Consider the following 17,895-nt stretch of genomic DNA (forward strand, 5'->3'; position numbering starts at 1 on the left):
AATACATGAGCCATGTCGATGCCGGCGGCACGCTCGAGGCGCAGATCTTCAGACACATGCGCCTCTACTATGGCTGGTTGAAGGAGCGCTTCGAACAGAAGCCTTGTGACATCTACACGAACGTGTGTTCGACCGACCCGGAAGTACAGGCGCAGCTGCAACGCATTCAGGCGTTTCATGAACGCCTGAAGGTCGAAGTGGACACGATGAACTGGCGCAGTTACCTGACGGAGCTGTGGAAGACCAATCGCAGCGAATACGACCGCACCATCGATGCGGCCGGCGGTCCGCGCAGCCCGATGAACCAGCCGCTGTCCGACGAGGAAGCCGCCTACTGGGAAGCCTGGGTGAATCCCCCCAAGCTGTCGCCGGGCCTGCTCCGTCTGTTCGACCACTACATCCACGACTCGCGCGCGGGGTTTCTGCGCGTGGACCACAGCGGTTATCTGAGGCCGCGAGAACTGATCGCGCCTTCCGGCGCAGAGCATCTGCTGAATTCGGCGATGGCTTCCATGGCCTGAACTGAAACAAACGTCGACATTACTCAGGGATTGCGCCCCCCAACGCCAACAATCTCGTTTCCATTTGTTACGAATAGGAACGAAGCCTCCCGCAACAATGTCTCCCTAGGTTGAAAAACCCATAATCAACCGTGCCGCGCCGTCTGGGAGGACGAATCTGTGAACCTCGATATCGAACAAATCCGCCAGTTCCTGCAGGCGCATGCGGAGACCATCCTGACGTGGCTGGTGGCCGGCCTGGTGATGATGTTGCTGGCGAAATTCGAGCTGCGTCGCGCGGTGCGCAAGTCGGCGCAGGCGATGTCCGAATCGGTGGCGACGACGGTGGCGGCCTGCGTGCCCGACATCGCCCATGCGGCGCAAACGGCGCATCCCATTGCTACAGGCCCCGATGGCGCCGAGCCGGTCACGGCCCAGCGTGCCGATGCGCTGCGCCGCCTGTCGCTCGATACCGTGGCGACTGTCATGGCCCGCGGGCGCTGGCTCGAGGATGTCGGCAACCTGCGCCTGGCCGAGGACGCGCTGCTGTCCGGCCGGCGTGCTGGCGGTGCGGACCCGCTGCTGGTCGTGGCCCCGCAGCCCGTCGTGCAGGCCTACCTGACCGCCCAGCGCACGTTCGAGGATGAAGCCGCCCGGCTCCAGACCCATCGCCGCGAGGCGCTGACGCTCCAGGAGGCGCTTCAGGCGCTGGTGGCGGAAGCCGCCCACGTCGAACAGGAGACCGCCAGCATCGTCATGCGCTTCGAGCAGGTCAACGCCCAGGCCGCGCAAGGCGTGGAGGCGGGCGATTACCAGCGCTTCCTGATTCAGAAATACAACCAGCTGGGCCAGCGTGAGAAGGACATCGGCCAGGAGCGTGCCAATCTGGCCGCGCAATTGCGCGAGAGCACCGATGCGCTCGCCGAGCATGCCCACGTGGCCTCGCAGCGCTACACGCAGGCGCTGGCGCCGCTGATGCAGCAACTGCGTTCGGCGTGGGGCCATGGCGACTCGCCGGACGTTTTCGAAACCTGGCTGCGCCACGCCAGGCCGGAAGACGGGATGCCGGCACCTGCCGCCGATCGCTCGGCGGCCTGAGCGGAGGGGTTTGCGCTATCCTTGGGTTTGTCCTTCCAACGCGCCCCATGCCCTACAAGATTCCCGAATCGGTGCTGGTTGTCATCTACACGCCAGACCTGCAAGTCCTGCTGATCGAGCGCGCCGACCGGCCCGGCTTCTGGCAGTCGGTCACCGGCAGCCTGGACGCCGAGGATGAGCCCCTGCCAGTGACCGCCGCCCGCGAGGTGGCCGAGGAAACCGGCATCATCGCCAGCGCGCATAGCCTGACCGACTGGCAACACACCATCAAGTACGACATCTACCCCCAGTGGCGCCACCGCTACGCGCCTGGCGTGGCACGCAACACCGAGCACTGGTTCGGGCTGTGCGTGCCGGCACCGCTCCCGGTGACGCTGGCGCCACGTGAGCATCTGCGCTACGCGTGGCTGCCCTGGCAGGAGGCCGCCGAGCGCTGCTTCTCCAGCAGCAATGCGGAAGCCGTGCGCCAGCTGGCCTGGCGCGCGGCGGCGGGGCTCGATGTGACCTCGGGAGCGGCATGATGAAGCTGCGCGTGGTCACGTACAACATCCACAAGGGCGTGAAGGGATTCAGCGGCAAGCCGCGCATCCAGAATGTGCGTACCGGCCTGCAGACCATGAATGCGGACATCGTCTTCCTGCAGGAAGTGCAGGACCGCAATGACCGGCTGGTCGCCGCCGAATTGTTCGACCCTGACCACACCCAGCTCAACTACCTGGCCACGGATGCCTATCCGCATTCGGTCTACGGCCGTAACGCGGTCTACGACCACGGCCATCACGGCAACGCCATCCTGTCCCGGCATCCGATCCTGATGTCGGAAAATCTCGATATCTCGGATCACCGCTTCGAGCAGCGCGGCCTGCTGCACGCCGTGGCGGACATCAACGGCGTGGAAGCGCACCTGATCTGCGTGCATTTCGGCCTGTTCGCGCGCAGCCGGGCGCGGCAGGCGAGCGCGCTGGTGGAGCGCGTGCGCGCCGTGGTGCCGGCCGAAGCGCCGCTGGTCATCGCCGGCGATTTCAACGACTGGAACCATCGGCTCGACGCCCAGATCTGCAACACGCTCAACGCGGTGGAGTCGGCGCACGCCAAGAGCGGGCGCATCCACACCTTCCCGAGCCATATGCCGTGGTGGCAACTGGACCGGATCTATGTACGGGGATTCGAGATCGAGCGCACCCAGGCGCTGACCGGCCGCGAATGGGCCGAGCGTTCGGACCATGTGCCGCTGGTGGCGGAACTGGCCCGCCGGGTGGCGATTCCCGAGGCGTAGCGCCCGGGGGTTACAGGCTCAGCGCGGAGCGGACCCAGCGGTAGATGGCATCCGCGTCGGCGAGGTCGAGTACCGGCAGCGCCGTCTGCGTGGCGACTTCGGCCGGGGCGTCCGTCGCCACGGCGACCACGCCGGGCACGTCGCGCCAGAGCGGCGGCTTGCCGTGGGCGGGCCGATAGACCTCGAGCTTGGGGAAATCGCTCCATTTATAGCCTTCGACCAGCACCAGGTCGGTCTCGGGCGGCAGCACGGCCAGCGCCTCGCTGATCTCGGGCGACGGCTTCGATTCCGGGTAGTGGCGCATCAGCGTCAGGTGACGCGCGCCGACCAGCACGACGTTCTCGCAGCCGCCCGCGCGCATGCGCCAGGAGTCCTTGCCGGGGGTGTCGGGGTCGAAGCCGTGGTGGGTGTGCTTGATGCCGGCTACCCGCAGGCCGTCGGCCACGAAGCGGGGAATCAGCTGGTCCAGCAGCGTGGTCTTGCCGCTGCCCGACGCACCGGCGATGCCGAATACCTTCACAATTCTTTCCGTTTTCCGCCACACAATGGCCCGACAATAGCAGAGTTGGCCAGGGCGATGTGCAGGAGCCGCCCGTTATCCGATAATCAAGCCATGTCACGGATCTACGACCGGGTCGACCGCCCCACACCTGCCTCGACGCCCCAGGCTCCGGCGCCGCCCATTCCCCCCAAGGCAGCGCCGGCTGGCGCCGCCCTTCGCACGCCGCTGCTGCGCTGGGGCCGCCGGCGCGGCAATCCGGTGCCCGGCAATGCCGTGGAACTGCTGCGCAATGGCGAAACCTTCTTCCCCGCCCTGATCGCCGCCATCGGCGCGGCCACCCGCCACGTCGTGCTGGAGACCTATATCTATGCCGATGATGGGGTAGGCCAGCGCGTCAGCGAGGCGCTGATCGCTGCAGCGCAGCGAGGCGTGGACGTACGGCTGGTGGTCGATGGCTTCGGCGCCGGCGACATGCCCGAAGCCCTGCAACAGCGCCTCCGGGCCGGCGGGGTGAAGCTCGAGATCTACCGGCCACTGCGCGGCTTCAAGTTCGCGCGCCGGCATCTGCGCCGGCTCCACCGCAAGATGGCCGTGATCGACCACAGCGTGGCGTTCGTCGGCGGCATCAATATCATCGACGATCACAACCACGGCCCGCTCGATCTGCCCGAGCTCGGCCCGCGCTACGACTTCGCGGTGCGCGTGTCCGGGCCCCTGGTGGCGCAGATCGCGCTGGCGTCCGCCCGGCTCTGGTTCCGTATTGCCCAGCGCCGCGGCCTGCGCGAGACCGCCGCCGCCTTCGCCGAGGTGGAGACGCTGACCACGGCCGCCCGGCAGGCGCGGCGCAACATACAGCCAGCCGGCGTGCCGGCCGCGTTGCTGCTGCGCGACAACCTGCGCAACCGCCGGACGATCGAGCGCGAGTACCTCTACGCGCTGGGTGCGGCACGGCAGGACGTGATCCTGGCCAACGCCTACTTCCTGCCGGGCCACAAGATGCGCCGCGCGCTGCTGGCCTGCCGCGAGCGCGGCGTGCGGGTGCGGCTGCTGCTCCAGGGGGTGGTCGAGTACCGGCTCCAGCATTTCGCCACGCATGCGCTCTATGCCACCCTGCTCGAGGCGGGTGTGGAGATCTACGAATACGAGGCGAGCTTCCTGCACGCGAAGGTGGCCGTGGTCGACGATACCTGGGCGACGGTCGGCTCCAGCAACATGGACCCGTTCAGCCTGCTGCTGGCGCGCGAGGCCAACGTGGCCGTCTACGACACCCACTTCGCGAACGACCTGCGCGCGCACCTGGAACGCGCCATGGCCCAGCGCAGCGCGCGCGTGGTGCCGGAGGCGCACGCGGGCCTGCCGCGCCTGCGCCGGTTTGCCAACTGGGCGGCCTACTATGTGTTGCGCGTCGGCGTCGTCATCGCCGGGGTGACGGGGCCCTACTGAGCGCCTCGACGCATGGCGGCGCGCGTGGCGTTACCATGCTGCCCTGCCGCACGTGCCATCCCGCGCGCGCTGGTGCCGGGCGGTTTTAAGCCGTTGCTGCAATGCGTGGTCAGCGCAGCGCCAGCACCGTCTGTTTAGAAACCCCGGTCTAATTAATTGCTTGATGCCAAACGGCCTCGCCAGAATAATCTGAACGACCGTTCTTTTTTGGCTTAGACTGCGTGCATTCGCGGCTTGCCACGGCATTACGGCAGCCGCAATGCCAGGTTCAAAGCAAAGTCAGGTCATAGGCAGCGCCGGAGAAGGGCGCTGCGAGAACGGAGAGAAAATCATGCGACACCAGTCAGTCCGTCTTGAATCCGCTGCCGCGCCCGCGCCCTTGCGCAAGGGTGAGATGACGCGCGTGGCGATTCTCGATGCCGCACTGGAATTGTCGTCCCGCGACGGGCTGGAAGGGCTGACCATCGGCCTGCTCGCGGAACGCATGCAGATGAGCAAGAGCGGCGTATTCGCGCATTTCGGTTCGCGCGAGGACCTGCAGGTGGAAGTGGTGCGCGAGTATCACCGCCGGTTCGAGCAGGAGGTGTTCTACCCCTCGCTGCACGAGCCGCGCGGTCTGCCGCGCCTGTGGTCGATGGTGCGGCGCTGGATGGAAAAGCGCATCCAGGAAGTGACCACGGGCTGCATCTACATCAGCGGGGCGGTCGAGTACGACGATCGCGCGGAAAGCCCGGTGCGTGACGAGCTGGTCAAGAGCGTCACGATCTGGCGGGCCGCGCTGATGCGCGCAATCGACCAGGCCAAGGAGGAGGGGCACCTGCGCGCGGACTGCGATCCGCGCACGATGCTGTTCGAGATGTACAGCCTTGAACTAGGCTTGCATCACGACGCCCGTTTCCTGCGCCTGCCGGACAGCGCCGAACTTGCCATGGTCGCGCTCAACAAACTGATTCAGTCTTACCGTACCTGACGCCGCCCCCGGCAACGGTCTCGCCCCCTCCCTGCAGGCGGCGCGGCGCGTGCACGTGGCGGCATCGCAAACCTCCAAGGAGTTTTTGATGGGCCAGTACACCGCACCGTTGCGCGACATGCAGTTCGTGCTCCATGAACTGCTCGGCGCAGAAGCCGAACTCAAGGCGATGCCGACGCACGCCGACATCGACGCGGACACCATCAACCAGGTTATCGAGGAAGCCGGCAAGTTCTGCGCCGACGTGGTCTTCCCGCTGAACCAGCCCGGTGACCGCGAGGGCTGCACCTACGAGGGCGATGGCGTGGTCCGCGCGCCCAAGGGCTTCAAGGAGGCATACCGGCAGTACGTCGAAGCCGGCTGGCCGGCGCTGGCCTGCGACCCCGAGTTCGGCGGCCAGGGCCTGCCCATCATCATCAACAACGCGCTGTACGAGATGCTGAACTCGGCCGGCCAGGCGTGGACGATGTACCCGGGCCTCTCGCACGGCGCCTATGAGGCGCTGCATGCCCACGGCACGCCGGAACTGAAGCAGACCTACCTGCCCAAGCTGGTGTCCGGCGTGTGGACCGGCACGATGTGCCTGACCGAGCCGCATTGCGGCACCGACCTCGGCATCCTGCGCAGCAAGGCTGAGCCGCAGGCCGATGGCTCCTACCTGATCTCGGGCACCAAGATCTTCATCTCGGCGGGCGAACACGACCTGGCCGAGAACATCATCCATCTGGTGCTGGCCCGCCTGCCGGACGCCCCGCAAGGCACCAAGGGCATCTCGCTGTTCGTGGTACCGAAGTTCATCCCCGATGCCAGCGGCAACCCGGGCGAGCGCAACGGCATCAAGTGCGGCTCCATCGAGCACAAGATGGGGATCCACGGCAACGCTACCTGCGTGATGAACCTGGACGGCGCACGCGGCTGGCTCGTGGGCGAGCCGAACAAGGGCCTGAACGCGATGTTCGTGATGATGAACGCCGCGCGCCTGGGCGTGGGCGCCCAGGGCCTGGGCCTGACCGAGGTGGCGTACCAGAACTCGCTGGCCTACGCGAAGGACCGCCTGCAGATGCGCGCGCTGACCGGCCCGAAGGCGCCTGAGAAGCCCGCCGACCCCATCATCGTGCACCCGGACGTGCGCCGCATGCTGCTGACGCAGAAGGCCTATGTCGAGGGCGGCCGCGCGTTCAGCTACTGGACCGCGCTGCAGATCGACCGCGAGCTGTCGCACCCCGACGCCGCCGTGCGCAAGGAAGCCGGCGATCTCGTGGCGCTGCTGACGCCGGTGATCAAGGCGTTCCTGACCGATAACGCCTTCGCCTCGACCAACGAGGGCATGCAGGTGTTCGGCGGCCACGGCTACATCGCCGAATGGGGCATGGAGCAGTACGTGCGCGACGCCCGCATCAACATGATCTACGAAGGCACCAACACGATCCAGGCGCTGGATCTGCTGGGCCGCAAGATCCTGGGCGACATGGGCGCCAAGATGAAGGCGTTCGGCAAGATCGTGCAGCAGTTCGTCGAGGAAGAGGGCACCAACGAGGCGATGCAGGAGTTCGTGAACCCGCTGGCCGACCTTGGCGACAAGGTGCAGAAGCTGACCATGGAAATCGGTATGAAGGCCATGGGCAACCCGGACGAAGTGGGCGCGGCCGCCGTGCCGTACCTGCGCGTGGTGGGGCACCTGGTGTTCTCGTATTTCTGGGCCCGCATGGCCAGGCTCGCGCTCGAGAAGGAGGGCAGCGGCGACAAGTTCTACACCAGCAAGCTGGCCACGGCGCGGTTCTACTTCGCCAAGCTGCTGCCGGAAACCGCCGCGGAGATCCGCAAGGCGCGCGCCGGCTCGGCCACGCTGATGGCGCTGGACGCCGACCTGTTCTGATTTGCCGGCAGGCGCGTGCGGCCATCCGCCGCCGCGCCTGCCCGTACCTCACATCCTCTCAACGCTCACAGACTGAGGAGCGCGCATGTCCAATTTCATCGTCAAGAAAGTCGCCGTGCTGGGTGCCGGCGTCATGGGGGCGCAGATTGCCGCCCACCTGGTCAACGCCCGTGTGCCCGTGGTGCTGTTCGACCTGCCCGCCAAGGAAGGCCCCAAGAACGGCATCGCCCTGCGCGCCATCGAGAACCTGAAGAAGCTCTCGCCCGCGCCGCTCGGCATCAAGGATGAGGCCGGCCTGATCCGCGCCGCGAACTACGAAGATGACATCGCCCTGCTGGGCGAGTGCGACGTGGTGATCGAAGCCATCGCCGAGCGCATGGACTGGAAGCACGACCTCTACAAGAAGGTGGCCCCGCACCTGGCCCCGCAGGCGATCTTCGCGACCAATACCTCGGGGCTGTCGATTACCGCGCTGTCCGACGGCTTCGACGCCGGCCTGAAGTCCCGCTTCTGCGGCGTGCACTTCTTCAATCCACCGCGCTACATGCATCTGGTGGAACTGATCCCGACGGCCACCACGCAGCCCGAGATCCTCGACCGCCTGGAAGCCTTCCTGACCACCACGCTCGGCAAGGGCGTGGTGCGCGCCAAGGACACGCCGAACTTCATCGCCAACCGTGTCGGCATCTTCTCGATCCTGGCCGTGTTCGCCGAGGCCGAGAAGTTCGGCATTCCGTTCGATGTCGTCGACGACCTGACCGGTTCCAAGCTGGGCCGTGCCAAGTCCGCCACGTTCCGCACCGCCGATGTGGTGGGCCTGGACACCATGGCGCACGTGATCAAGACGATGCAGGACAATCTGACCAACGACCCGTTCGCCCCGGTCTACCAGACGCCGGCCGTGCTGAAGGGGCTGGTCGATGCGGGCGCGCTGGGCCAGAAGACCGGCGCCGGCTTCTACAAGAAGGAAGGCAAGGCGATCAAGGTGCTGGACGCCAAGACCGGCCAGTACGTGGAGTCGGGCAAGAAGGCCGACGAGATCGTGGTCCGCATGCTCAAGAAGGAGCCGGCGGAGCGCATCAAGCTGCTGCGCGAATCGACCAACCCGCAGGCGCAGTTCCTGTGGAGCGTGTTCCGCGACGTGTTCCACTACATCGCCGTCTACCTCGAGCAGATCGCCGGTTCGGCGGCTGACGTGGACCTGGCCATCCGCTGGGGCTTCGGCTGGAACTCGGGTCCGTTCGAGGACTGGCAGGCCGCCGGCTGGAAGCAGGTGGCCGAGTGGGTCAAGGAAGATGTCGATGCAGGCAAGGCGCTGTCGAACGCCGCGCTGCCCGCCTGGGTGTTCAGCGGCGCCGTGGCCGAGAACCAGGGCGTGCATGGCGCCAAGGGTTCTTGGTCGCCGGCGACCAGCTCGTTCGTCCAGCGCGCCGAACTGCCGGTGTACCAGCGCCAGGTGTTCCGCGCGGCGCTGCGCGGCACTGACGCGGCCGATCCACGCAAGGCTGGCAAGACTGTCGAAGAGAACGATGCCGTGCGCATCTGGACCAGCGCCGGCGCCGACGACGTACTGGTGGTGTCCTTCAAGAGCAAGATGAACACGATCGGGCCCGATGTGATCGACGGCCTGACGCGCGCCATCGACCTGGCCGAAGCCGGCTACAAGGGCCTGGTGGTGTGGCAGCCGACCTCGCTGCAGCTGGGCGCGCCCGGCGGTCCGTTCTCGGCCGGCGCCAACCTCGAAGCTGCCATGCCCGCGTTCATGATGGGCGGCGCCAAGGGCATCGAGCCGTTCGTCAAGAAGTTCCAGGACGGCATGATGCGTGTGAAGTATTCGGCCGTGCCGGTGGTGGCGGCGGCGTCGGGCATCGCGCTCGGCGGTGGCTGCGAGCTGATGCTCCATTCGGCCAAACGCGTGGCGGCGCTCGAAACCTATATCGGTCTCGTGGAAGTGGGCGTGGGCCTGGTCCCGGCCGGCGGCGGCCTCAAGGAGGCAGCGCTGGCTGCCGCGCGTGCGGCGCAGGCGGCGGGCAGCACCAACTACCTGCAATTCCTGACCAACCGCTTCCAGGCGGCGGCGATGGCGAAGGTGTCCACCTCGGCGCTCGATGCGCAGCAGATCGGCTATCTGCAGCCGACCGACACCATCGTCTTCAACGTCCACGAACTGCTGTACGTGGCGCAGAGCGAAGTGCGCGCGCTGGCCAACGCCGGCTACCGTGCGCCGGTGCCCGGCGCGCTGGTGCCGGTGGCGGGCCGCTCGGGCATCGCCACCATCCAGGCGTCGCTGGTCAACATGCGCGACGGCAACTTCATCTCGGCCCACGATTTCCTGATCGCCACGCGCATCGCCGAGGCCGTGTGCGGCGGCGACGTGGAGGCCGGCTCGCTGGTCAGCGAGGACTGGCTGCTGGCGCTGGAGCGCCGCGCCTTCATCGAGCTGCTCGGCACGGGCAAGACGCAGGAGCGCATCATGGGCATGCTGCAGACCGGCAAGCCCGTGCGCAACTAACAGGCCAGAATAGGAACCGACATCATGAAACAACTGCAAGACGCCTACATCGTCGCGGCCACCCGTTCGCCAATTGGCAAGGCCCCCAAGGGCGCGTTCCGGAACACCCGGCCTGACGACCTGCTCGCCATGATCCTGCGCGCCGCCGTGGCGCAGGTACCCAACCTCGACCCGGCGCTGATCGAGGACGCCATCGTGGGCTGCGCCATCCCCGAAGCCCAGCAGGGCCTGAACGTGGCGCGCATCGGCGCGCTGCTCTCCGGCCTGCCGAACACCGTGGGCGGCATCACTGTGAACCGCTTCTGCGCCTCGGGCGTGTCGGCCGTGGCGATGGCCGCGGACCGCATCCGCGTGGGCGAGTCGGACGTGATGATCGCCGCCGGCGTGGAATCGATGAGCATGGTGCCGATGATGGGCAACACGCCGTCCATGTCCCCGTCGATCTTCACGCGGGACGAGAACGTCGGCATCGCCTATGGCATGGGCCTGACCGCCGAGAAGGTGGCCACCCAGTGGAAGGTCAGCCGCGAGGACCAGGACGCGTTCTCGCTGGCGTCGCACCAGAAGGCGATGGCCGCGCAGCAGGCCGGGGAGTTTGCCGATGAAATTACCCCAATCGAGGTAACCGAGAAGTTCCCGGACCTCGCCACTGGTCAGGTCGGCGTCAAGACGCGTACTATCTCGCTGGACGAGGGTCCGCGCCCTGACACGTCGCTGGAAGGCCTGGGCAAGCTGCGCCCGGTGTTCGCCAACAAGGGCAGCGTGACGGCCGGCAACAGCTCGCAGACGTCGGACGGCGCCGGCGCGCTGATCCTGGTCTCGGAAAAGATCCTCAAGCAGTTCAACCTCGTGCCGCTGGCCCGCTTCGTGTCGTTCGCGGTGCGGGGCGTGCCGCCCGAGATCATGGGGATTGGCCCGAAGGAAGCGATTCCGGCCGCGCTGCGCGCGGCGGGCCTGACGCAGGACCAGATCGACTGGATCGAGCTGAACGAGGCTTTCGCCGCGCAGTCGCTGGCGGTGATGCGTGACCTGGCGCTGGACCCGGCCAAGGTCAACCGGATGGGCGGCGCGATTGCGCTGGGCCACCCGCTCGGTGCCACGGGCGCGATCCGCTCGGCCACCGTGGTGCACGCGCTGCGTCGCCACAATCTCAAGTACGGCATGGTGACCATGTGCGTGGGCACGGGCATGGGCGCCGCCGGTATCTTCGAGCGCGTTTAAACGCGCCACGGGCAGCGCGCCACCGGGACAGCCCGGCGGGTGGGCTGTCCCGAACCCTCTGATCAGGTGAAGAACGTAGTGCGATGGATGCGGAGAAGCCACACACTGGAACGCTTGATACGGAGGAGCACAATAATATGCAGGAGACAGCCATTCTGGCCGACGCGGCATGCGACATGCCGCGCGCAATGATGGACGCGCTGGGCGTCCATACCATCCCTTTCCGGATTCGCGCCGGCGACCGCTTCGTGGTCGACACCCGCGATGAAGCCGCGCTGCCCGACCTGTACCAGCAGTATCTGGTCGGCAAGCAGGACCACTACGCCGAATCGATCCCCCTGCTCGAACGCGAGCTGGAAGACCATCTGCTCCGGCACGTGGTGGCCGGCTGCGATCGCGCCATCCTGCTGACGATTGCCAGCACGCGCAGCAAGTTCTACGCGAACGCCACCGGCGCCGTGGTCGGCACCGTGGCGCGCAGCTTCAAGCTGCGCAAGGACGCCGGGCGCAGCGGCCTGTTCGACCTGACCGTGATCGACACCGGCGCCATCGGGCCGGGGCAGGCGTTGATCGTGCGCGAGGTGGCCCGCATGCTGGCCGACGGCGCCGATGGCGCCGACATCTCCCACGCCGTGGAGACGCGCCTGCGCGACGCCGCGCACATGATCATGGTGCCGAACGAGCTGCTCTATATGTATACGCGCGCCAAGCAGAAGGGCGAGAACAGCATTACCTGGGGCCGCTACATGCTGGGCAATGCGTTCAACATCCGCCCGATCATCCGCATGCACCAGGGCGAGACCGAGGCAATTGGCAAGGCGCGCGGGCAGGAGGAAGGCATTCGCCGGCTGCTGGCCCATGCCGAGAGCTGCGTGCGTGCCGGCTGCCTGCTGACACCGGACATCTCGGTGGCCTATGCCGGCAATATCGACGAGGTGCGCGCGTGGCCCGCGTGGCAGGCGCTGGCCGCCACGGCCGAGCGCGCCGGCGTGGAGCTGATGCTGGCCCCGATGAGCCTGACCGTGGCGTTGAATATCGGCGCCGGCGCGTTCAGCATTGGTTATCTTTCCGAAGTGCCGCCACCGTATGTATGAGCGGCATCCCAATGAGCTAGACGAGACAGACGAGGTTTGACATGAGCATTGCCACACGAATCGACCAGGGCATCCTGACCATTGGCTTCGACCGCATCGACAAGAAGAATGCGATCACGGCCGCGATGTACCAGACCATGGCCGATGCGCTGCGCGCGGCGGAGACCGACCCCGCCGTGCGCGTGATCGTGATCGAGGGCAAGCCGGAGATCTTTACCGCCGGCAACGACCTCGAGGACTTCATGAAGCGCCCGCCGTCGCACGGCACGGATGGCACGCCGGCCCCGGTGTTCCAGTTCCTGCATGCGATCAGCCACGCGAGCAAGCCTGTGGTGGCGGCGGTCAGTGGCGCGGCGGTGGGCATCGGCACGACGCTGCTGCTGCATTGCGACCTCGTCTACGCCTCGGACACGGCGAAGCTGTCGCTGCCGTTCGCGCAGCTTGGCCTGTGCCCGGAGGCGGCGTCGAGCCTGCTGCTGCCGCGTCTGGTGGGCTACCAGCGCGCCGCCGAGAAGCTGCTGCTGGGCGAGGCGTTCAGCGCGCAGGAGGCGCTGGCGATGGGTCTGGTGACCAAGGTGCTGCCCGTGGGGGAGCTGCAGGACTATGTGCGCCAGCAGGCGGCCAAGCTGGCCGCGCTGCCGGCGTCGTCGCTGCGCGAGACCAAGCGGCTGATGAAGGGCGACGACGTGGCCGCCGTGGAGCGGAAGATGGGCGAGGAGGGCGAGGTGTTCCGGCGCATGCTGGTGGCGCCGGAAGCGAAAGAGGCGTTCTCGGCGTTCTTCGAGAAGCGCAAGCCCGATTTCTCGAAGTTCAGCTAGGACGCGGGCGTTGGTGCTTCAGGCAGTCGGGAGCATTCTCGGCTGCCGCGTGTCGTCGGTGGCCACGTACGTCAGCGTGGCCTCCGTCACCTTCACGCATTCATTGCTGTGGCGCATGCGTTGCGCGTAGACCTCCACCGACACGGTGATCGAGGTCCGGCCGGTCTTGACGATATCGGCATAGAAGCTCACCAGATCGCCCACCATCACCGGGTGCTTGAACAGGAACGAGTTCACCGCCACCGTGGCGACGCGGCCCTGGGCGCGCTCCACCGCCGGGATCGAGCCGGCGATGTCCACCTGGGACATGATCCAGCCGCCGAACACATCGCCATGCACATTGGCGTCGGCGGGCATCGGCACCACGCGGAGGGCGGGGTTCTTGCCGGCGGGCAATTCGGAGAGCGGGGCAGGATGGTTCATATCGGCAGGAAGGTGAGGCGGGGTGCGGGGGAATGTCATGGCCTGCCGGGTTGTGCGATCTCTGCGACAATCGCGGCATTGGCAAGAATTCTAACGTATGCGCCGCTACTCCACGTCCGCCGATTCGCCCCCCGAATCGGCCAAATCGCTGTTCCCCGCCGGCGGCAAGCCCCGCAGCGACTGGCAGACCGTCCGTAACCTGCTGCCCTACGTCTGGCACTACAAGTGGCGCGTGATGCTGGCGCTGACCTGCCTGGTGGCGGCCAAGGTGGCCAACCTCGGCGTGCCGGTGCTGATGAAGAAGCTGATCGACAGCATGAACATCGCCCCCGGCGATACCGCCGCGCTGCTCGTGGTGCCGGTCGGCCTGATTGTCGCCTACGGGGTGCTGCGGCTGTCGGGCACGCTGTTCACCGAGTTGCGGGAGATCCTCTTTTCGAAGGTGACGCAGAGCGCGGTGCGCGAGATCGCGCTCCAGGTCTTCCGCCATCTGCATGCGCTGTCGCTGCGCTTCCACCTGGAGCGGCAGACCGGCGGCATGAGCCGCGACATCGAGCGCGGCACACGCGGCATCCAGTCCTTGATCTCGTACTCGCTGTACAGCATCCTGCCCACGCTGGTGGAAATGTCGCTGGTGATCGGCTTCTTCGTGGTCCGCTATGACATCTGGTTCGCGGCGATCACCACCTGCGCGCTGGTCGGCTACATCGTCTTCACCATCGTCGTGACCGAGTGGCGCACGCACTTCCGGCGCAAGATGAACGAGCTGGACTCGCGCGCCAACCAGAAGGCCATCGACTCGCTGCTGAACTTCGAGACCGTGAAGTACTTCGGCAACGAGGAATACGAGGCCCGTCGCTACGACGAGAACCTGCGCACCTACCGCACCGCCGCGATCCGCTCGCAGAACTCGCTGTCGTTCCTGAACTTCGGCCAGCAGACGATCATCGCACTGGGGCTGATCCTGATCCTGTGGCGCGCCACGGTGGGCGTGGCGGCCGGCACGCTGACGCTGGGCGACCTCGTGCTGGTGAACACGCTGATGATCCAGCTCTATATCCCGCTGAACTTCCTCGGCGTGATCTACCGCGAGATCAAGCAGTCGACGACCGACATGGATCGCATGTTCGTCCTGCTCGGCACCAACCAGGAGGTGGCCGACACGCCCGGCGCGCTCCCGCTCCAGGTGCGCGGCGCCGAGGTGCGCTTCCGCCATGTGGGGTTTGGCTACGAGAGCAACCGGGTGATCCTGGATGACGTGGATTTCACCATCGCGGCGGGGACGACCACCGCCGTGGTCGGTCATAGTGGCTCGGGCAAGTCCACGCTGGCGCGGCTGCTGTTCCGCTTCTACGATGTGACGCGCGGCGGGATCGAGGTCGATGGCCAGGACATCCGCAACGTGCGGCAGTCGAGCCTGCGGGCGTCGATCGGCATCGTGCCGCAGGACACCGTGCTGTTCAACGACAGCATCTACTACAACATCGCCTACGGCCGGCCGGAGGCCACGCGCGACGAGGTCATCGAAGCCGCGCGAGCGGCCCAGATCGACACCTTCATCCGCGAACTGCCGCAGGGCTACGACACCCCGGTGGGCGAGCGCGGCCTGAAGCTGTCCGGCGGCGAGAAGCAGCGCGTGGCCATCGCCCGCACGCTGCTCAAGAATCCGCCGATCCTGGTGTTCGACGAAGCCACCTCGGCACTTGACTCGCGCACCGAGCAGGCCATCCAGGCCGAACTGATGCGGCTGGCGCAGAACCGCACCACGCTGCTGATCGCCCACCGGCTCTCCACCGTGGTCCACGCCGACCAGATCCTGGTGATGGATCACGGGCGCATCGTCGAGCGCGGCACGCATGCCGAGCTGATGCGCGCCAACGGCCGCTACGCGGAGATGTGGCTGATCCAGGCGCGCAGTGCGGCGGAGGGGGCGGTGGAGGCGGCGTCGCCGTCCGACGTGCTCGCCATCGACGTCGGGGACGCCACGCAGGACGCCTGAGATTGGCTTGGGATTGTCGACAATCCCTGTCGGCAACCCCGGCCCACAGACCCCCACGCACAATCATGGTTCGTCAATGCACGGCGCGCGTGCCCCGGATCGGGGCATGACACCCATGTGAAAAGCTGGCACGCGCCTTGCGAAATGCCTTCCCAGGAGAGATCAACAACTGGAGAAGGTTCATGCCGCAATTCGCCGCGCGTCGTCATCTGCTGAAGCTGTGCACCGCATTGGGCACCACCATGGTGCTGTCGACACTCTGTGCAGGCACCGCTCAGGCGCAAGCCGCCACCAAGGTCCGCTTCCAGCTCGACTGGCGTTTCGAGGGCCCGTCCGCGCTGTTCCTGCTGGGCGAGCAGAAGGGCTACTACAAGGCGGAGAAGCTCGACGTGTCCATCGACGCCGGCAACGGCTCGGGCAACGTGGTGAACCGCGTGGCCTCCGGCACCTATGACATGGGATTCGCCGACCTGGCCTCGGTGATGGAGTTCTACGGCAACAACCCGGACGCCAAGAACAAGCCGGTGGCTGTGATGATGGTCTACAACAACACGCCGGCCGCCGTGCTGGCGCTGAAGAAGTCCGGCATCCGCGCGCCCAGGGACCTCACCGGCAAGAAGCTTGGCGCCCCGGTGTTCGATGCCGGCCGCCGCGCCTTCCCGATCTTCGCCAAGGCCAACGGCCTGCAGGCCCAGTCGTTCAACTGGCAGGCGATGGACCCCACGCTGCGCGAGACCATGCTCACGCGCGGCGACCTGGACGCCATCACCGGCTTCTCGTTCACGTCGATCCTGAACCTGAACGCGCGTGGCGTGAAGGATGAGGACATCGTCGTGCTGCCGTACCCGCAGTTCGGCGTGAAGCTGTACGGCAACGCCATCATCGCCTCCGAGCAGTTCCTGAAGAGCAACCCGGAGGCGGTCAAGGCGTTCCTGCGCGCGTTCTCCAAGTCCGCGCGCGACGTGATCGCCAGCCCCGAGGAAGGCATCAAGGCAGTGAAGGCCCGTGACGGCATCATCGACGAGAAGCTGGAAGTGCGCCGCCTGAAGCTGGCGCTGGACAGCGTGGTGAAGTCGCCGGATGCCAGGGCCGAGGGCTTCGGCCGCGTGAGCAAGCCGCGCCTTTCGCTGATGGCGTCGCAGGTGGCCGATGCGTTCGGCACCAAGGGCCGGATCAACCCGGACACGCTCTGGACCGACGCCTACCTGCCTTCCGCCGCCGAACTGGACGTCCTGCGATGATGATGGCGCGAGACAACCTGTCTGCCGCCTCGGGCGGGGCGGCTACCGGGGCCACCGGGGCTCCCGAGGCTCCCGAGGCTCCCGAGGCTCCCGAGGCTCCCGAGGCTCCCGAGGCTCGCCCCAAGCCGTTCGTCGACTTCAACCGCGTCTGGCTCGCCTATGACGACGAACTGGCGCGGCGTGGCGAGTTTGCCGTGGAGGACATCTCGCTGCAGGCGGCGCAGGGCGAGTTCATCGCCATCGTCGGGCCGTCCGGCTGCGGCAAGTCCACCTTCATGAAGCTGGCCACCGGGCTGCGGCCCGCCACACGCGGCGTGGTCAGCATCGCCGGCCAGAAGGTGAGCGGCCCGCTCAAGCAGGTCGGCATGGCCTTCCAGGCGCCGACGCTGCTGCCGTGGCGCACCACGCTCGACAACGTGATGCTGCCGCTGGAGATCGTCGAGCCGTACCGCTCCACCATGCGCGCCAGGCGCAAGGAGTACGAGGCCCGGGCGCGCGACCTGCTCAAGACCGTCGGCCTGGCGGGCTACGAGGACAAGTTCCCGTGGCAGCTGTCCGGCGGCATGCAGCAGCGCGCGTCGATCTGCCGCGCGCTGATCCACCAGCCGCGCATGCTGCTGCTGGACGAGCCGTTCGGCGCGCTCGATGCCTTCACGCGTGAGGAACTCTGGTGCGTGCTGCGCGACCTCTGGCAGGCCCAGCGCTTCAACGTCATCCTCGTCACGCACGACCTGCGGGAGGCCGTGTTCCTGGCCGACACGGTCTACGTGATGAGCGCCCGCCCGGGCCGCATCCTGTTGCGCAAGGAGATCGACCTGCCGCGTCCGCGTGCGCTGGACGTCACCTATTCCGAACCGTTCGCCGAACGCGTGCACGAGCTGCGCGAGAAGATCGGCCACGTCCGCCAGCAATAAGAAGCGAT

15 protein-coding genes and 1 pseudogene are annotated in these 17,895 nt (G+C 66.9%); 14 read left to right on the top strand and 2 right to left on the bottom strand.

What is annotated here, in order from left to right:
- The 4 genes and pseudogenes from SB751_RS16445 to SB751_RS16460 all read left to right on the top strand — a co-directional run.
- Positions 1-521: pseudogene (locus SB751_RS16445) on the top strand (DUF2235 domain-containing protein); the annotation flags it as partial.
- Positions 522-680: 159 nt separating this feature from the next.
- Complete coding sequence (locus SB751_RS16450; RefSeq protein ID WP_144197184.1) at positions 681-1,598, top strand: hypothetical protein; 918 nt, start codon at positions 681-683, stop codon at positions 1,596-1,598.
- Positions 1,599-1,645: 47 nt separating this feature from the next.
- Positions 1,646-2,119 (top strand): dihydroneopterin triphosphate diphosphatase, encoded by a 474-nt coding sequence (gene nudB / locus SB751_RS16455; protein ID WP_144197185.1) that lies wholly within the window; start codon positions 1,646-1,648, stop codon positions 2,117-2,119.
- The gene (locus SB751_RS16460; RefSeq protein WP_410748229.1) at positions 2,116-2,874 is read left to right on the top strand and encodes an endonuclease/exonuclease/phosphatase family protein; all 759 of its coding nucleotides are present in this window, start codon (positions 2,116-2,118) and stop codon (positions 2,872-2,874) included. Before nudB ends, SB751_RS16460 begins: the two co-directional genes overlap by 4 nt.
- Positions 2,875-2,884: 10 nt before the next feature.
- Here the strand turns inward: SB751_RS16460 and mobB are convergent, their stop codons facing one another.
- Positions 2,885-3,394, bottom strand: a complete 510-nt coding sequence (gene mobB / locus SB751_RS16465; RefSeq protein ID WP_144197186.1) for a molybdopterin-guanine dinucleotide biosynthesis protein B — start codon at positions 3,392-3,394, stop codon at positions 2,885-2,887.
- Between the two features lie 93 nt (positions 3,395-3,487).
- Between mobB and clsB the strand changes: the two genes are divergently transcribed.
- The 7 genes from clsB (at position 3,488) to SB751_RS16500 (ending at position 13,310) form a co-directional block, all read left to right on the top strand.
- Positions 3,488-4,819, top strand: a complete 1,332-nt coding sequence (gene clsB / locus SB751_RS16470; RefSeq protein WP_410748230.1) for a cardiolipin synthase ClsB — start codon at positions 3,488-3,490, stop codon at positions 4,817-4,819.
- Positions 4,820-5,198: 379 nt separating this feature from the next.
- Positions 5,199-5,789 carry a TetR/AcrR family transcriptional regulator gene (locus tag SB751_RS16475; protein ID WP_092291837.1) on the top strand — a complete coding sequence of 197 codons (591 nt, stop codon included), beginning with the start codon at positions 5,199-5,201 and terminating at the stop codon, positions 5,787-5,789.
- Between the two features lie 88 nt (positions 5,790-5,877).
- A complete protein-coding gene (locus SB751_RS16480) occupies positions 5,878-7,665 on the top strand; it encodes an acyl-CoA dehydrogenase C-terminal domain-containing protein (protein ID WP_144197188.1) in 1,788 nt (595 codons plus the stop codon).
- 85 nt (positions 7,666-7,750) lie between these two features.
- Positions 7,751-10,177 (top strand): 3-hydroxyacyl-CoA dehydrogenase/enoyl-CoA hydratase family protein, encoded by a 2,427-nt coding sequence (locus SB751_RS16485; protein ID WP_144197189.1) that lies wholly within the window; start codon positions 7,751-7,753, stop codon positions 10,175-10,177.
- Positions 10,178-10,198: 21 nt separating this feature from the next.
- Positions 10,199-11,398 carry an acetyl-CoA C-acyltransferase gene (locus SB751_RS16490; protein WP_211943436.1) on the top strand — a complete coding sequence of 400 codons (1,200 nt, stop codon included), beginning with the start codon at positions 10,199-10,201 and terminating at the stop codon, positions 11,396-11,398.
- A 137-nt stretch (positions 11,399-11,535) separates the two neighbouring features.
- Entirely contained in the window at positions 11,536-12,492 is a 957-nt protein-coding gene (locus tag SB751_RS16495) for a DegV family protein (RefSeq protein WP_250025039.1), read from the top strand.
- A 41-nt stretch (positions 12,493-12,533) separates the two neighbouring features.
- Positions 12,534-13,310 carry an enoyl-CoA hydratase gene (locus SB751_RS16500; RefSeq protein ID WP_144197192.1) on the top strand — a complete coding sequence of 259 codons (777 nt, stop codon included), beginning with the start codon at positions 12,534-12,536 and terminating at the stop codon, positions 13,308-13,310.
- 18 nt (positions 13,311-13,328) lie between these two features.
- On the opposite strand, the gene SB751_RS16505 is transcribed toward SB751_RS16500, so the two are convergent.
- On the bottom strand, positions 13,329-13,667 hold the full coding sequence (locus SB751_RS16505; RefSeq protein WP_410748254.1) for an acyl-CoA thioesterase: 339 nt from the start codon (positions 13,665-13,667) through the stop codon (positions 13,329-13,331).
- Between the two features lie 163 nt (positions 13,668-13,830).
- On the opposite strand from SB751_RS16505, the gene SB751_RS16510 reads away from it, so the two are divergent.
- The 3 genes from SB751_RS16510 (at position 13,831) to SB751_RS16520 (ending at position 17,887) form a co-directional block, all read left to right on the top strand.
- Positions 13,831-15,732 (top strand): ABCB family ABC transporter ATP-binding protein/permease, encoded by a 1,902-nt coding sequence (locus SB751_RS16510; protein ID WP_144197194.1) that lies wholly within the window; start codon positions 13,831-13,833, stop codon positions 15,730-15,732.
- A 182-nt stretch (positions 15,733-15,914) separates the two neighbouring features.
- Entirely contained in the window at positions 15,915-16,973 is a 1,059-nt protein-coding gene (locus SB751_RS16515) for an ABC transporter substrate-binding protein (RefSeq protein WP_211943430.1), read from the top strand.
- Entirely contained in the window at positions 16,970-17,887 is a 918-nt protein-coding gene (locus SB751_RS16520; RefSeq protein WP_410748231.1) for an ABC transporter ATP-binding protein, read from the top strand. Before SB751_RS16515 ends, SB751_RS16520 begins: the two co-directional genes overlap by 4 nt.
- Positions 17,888-17,895 lie beyond the last annotated feature (8 nt).

Origin of the sequence: Cupriavidus sp. SIMBA_020 (genome assembly GCF_046535395.1) — a bacterium.
In the GTDB taxonomy this organism is placed as follows: Bacteria; Pseudomonadota; Gammaproteobacteria; order Burkholderiales; family Burkholderiaceae; genus Cupriavidus; species Cupriavidus campinensis.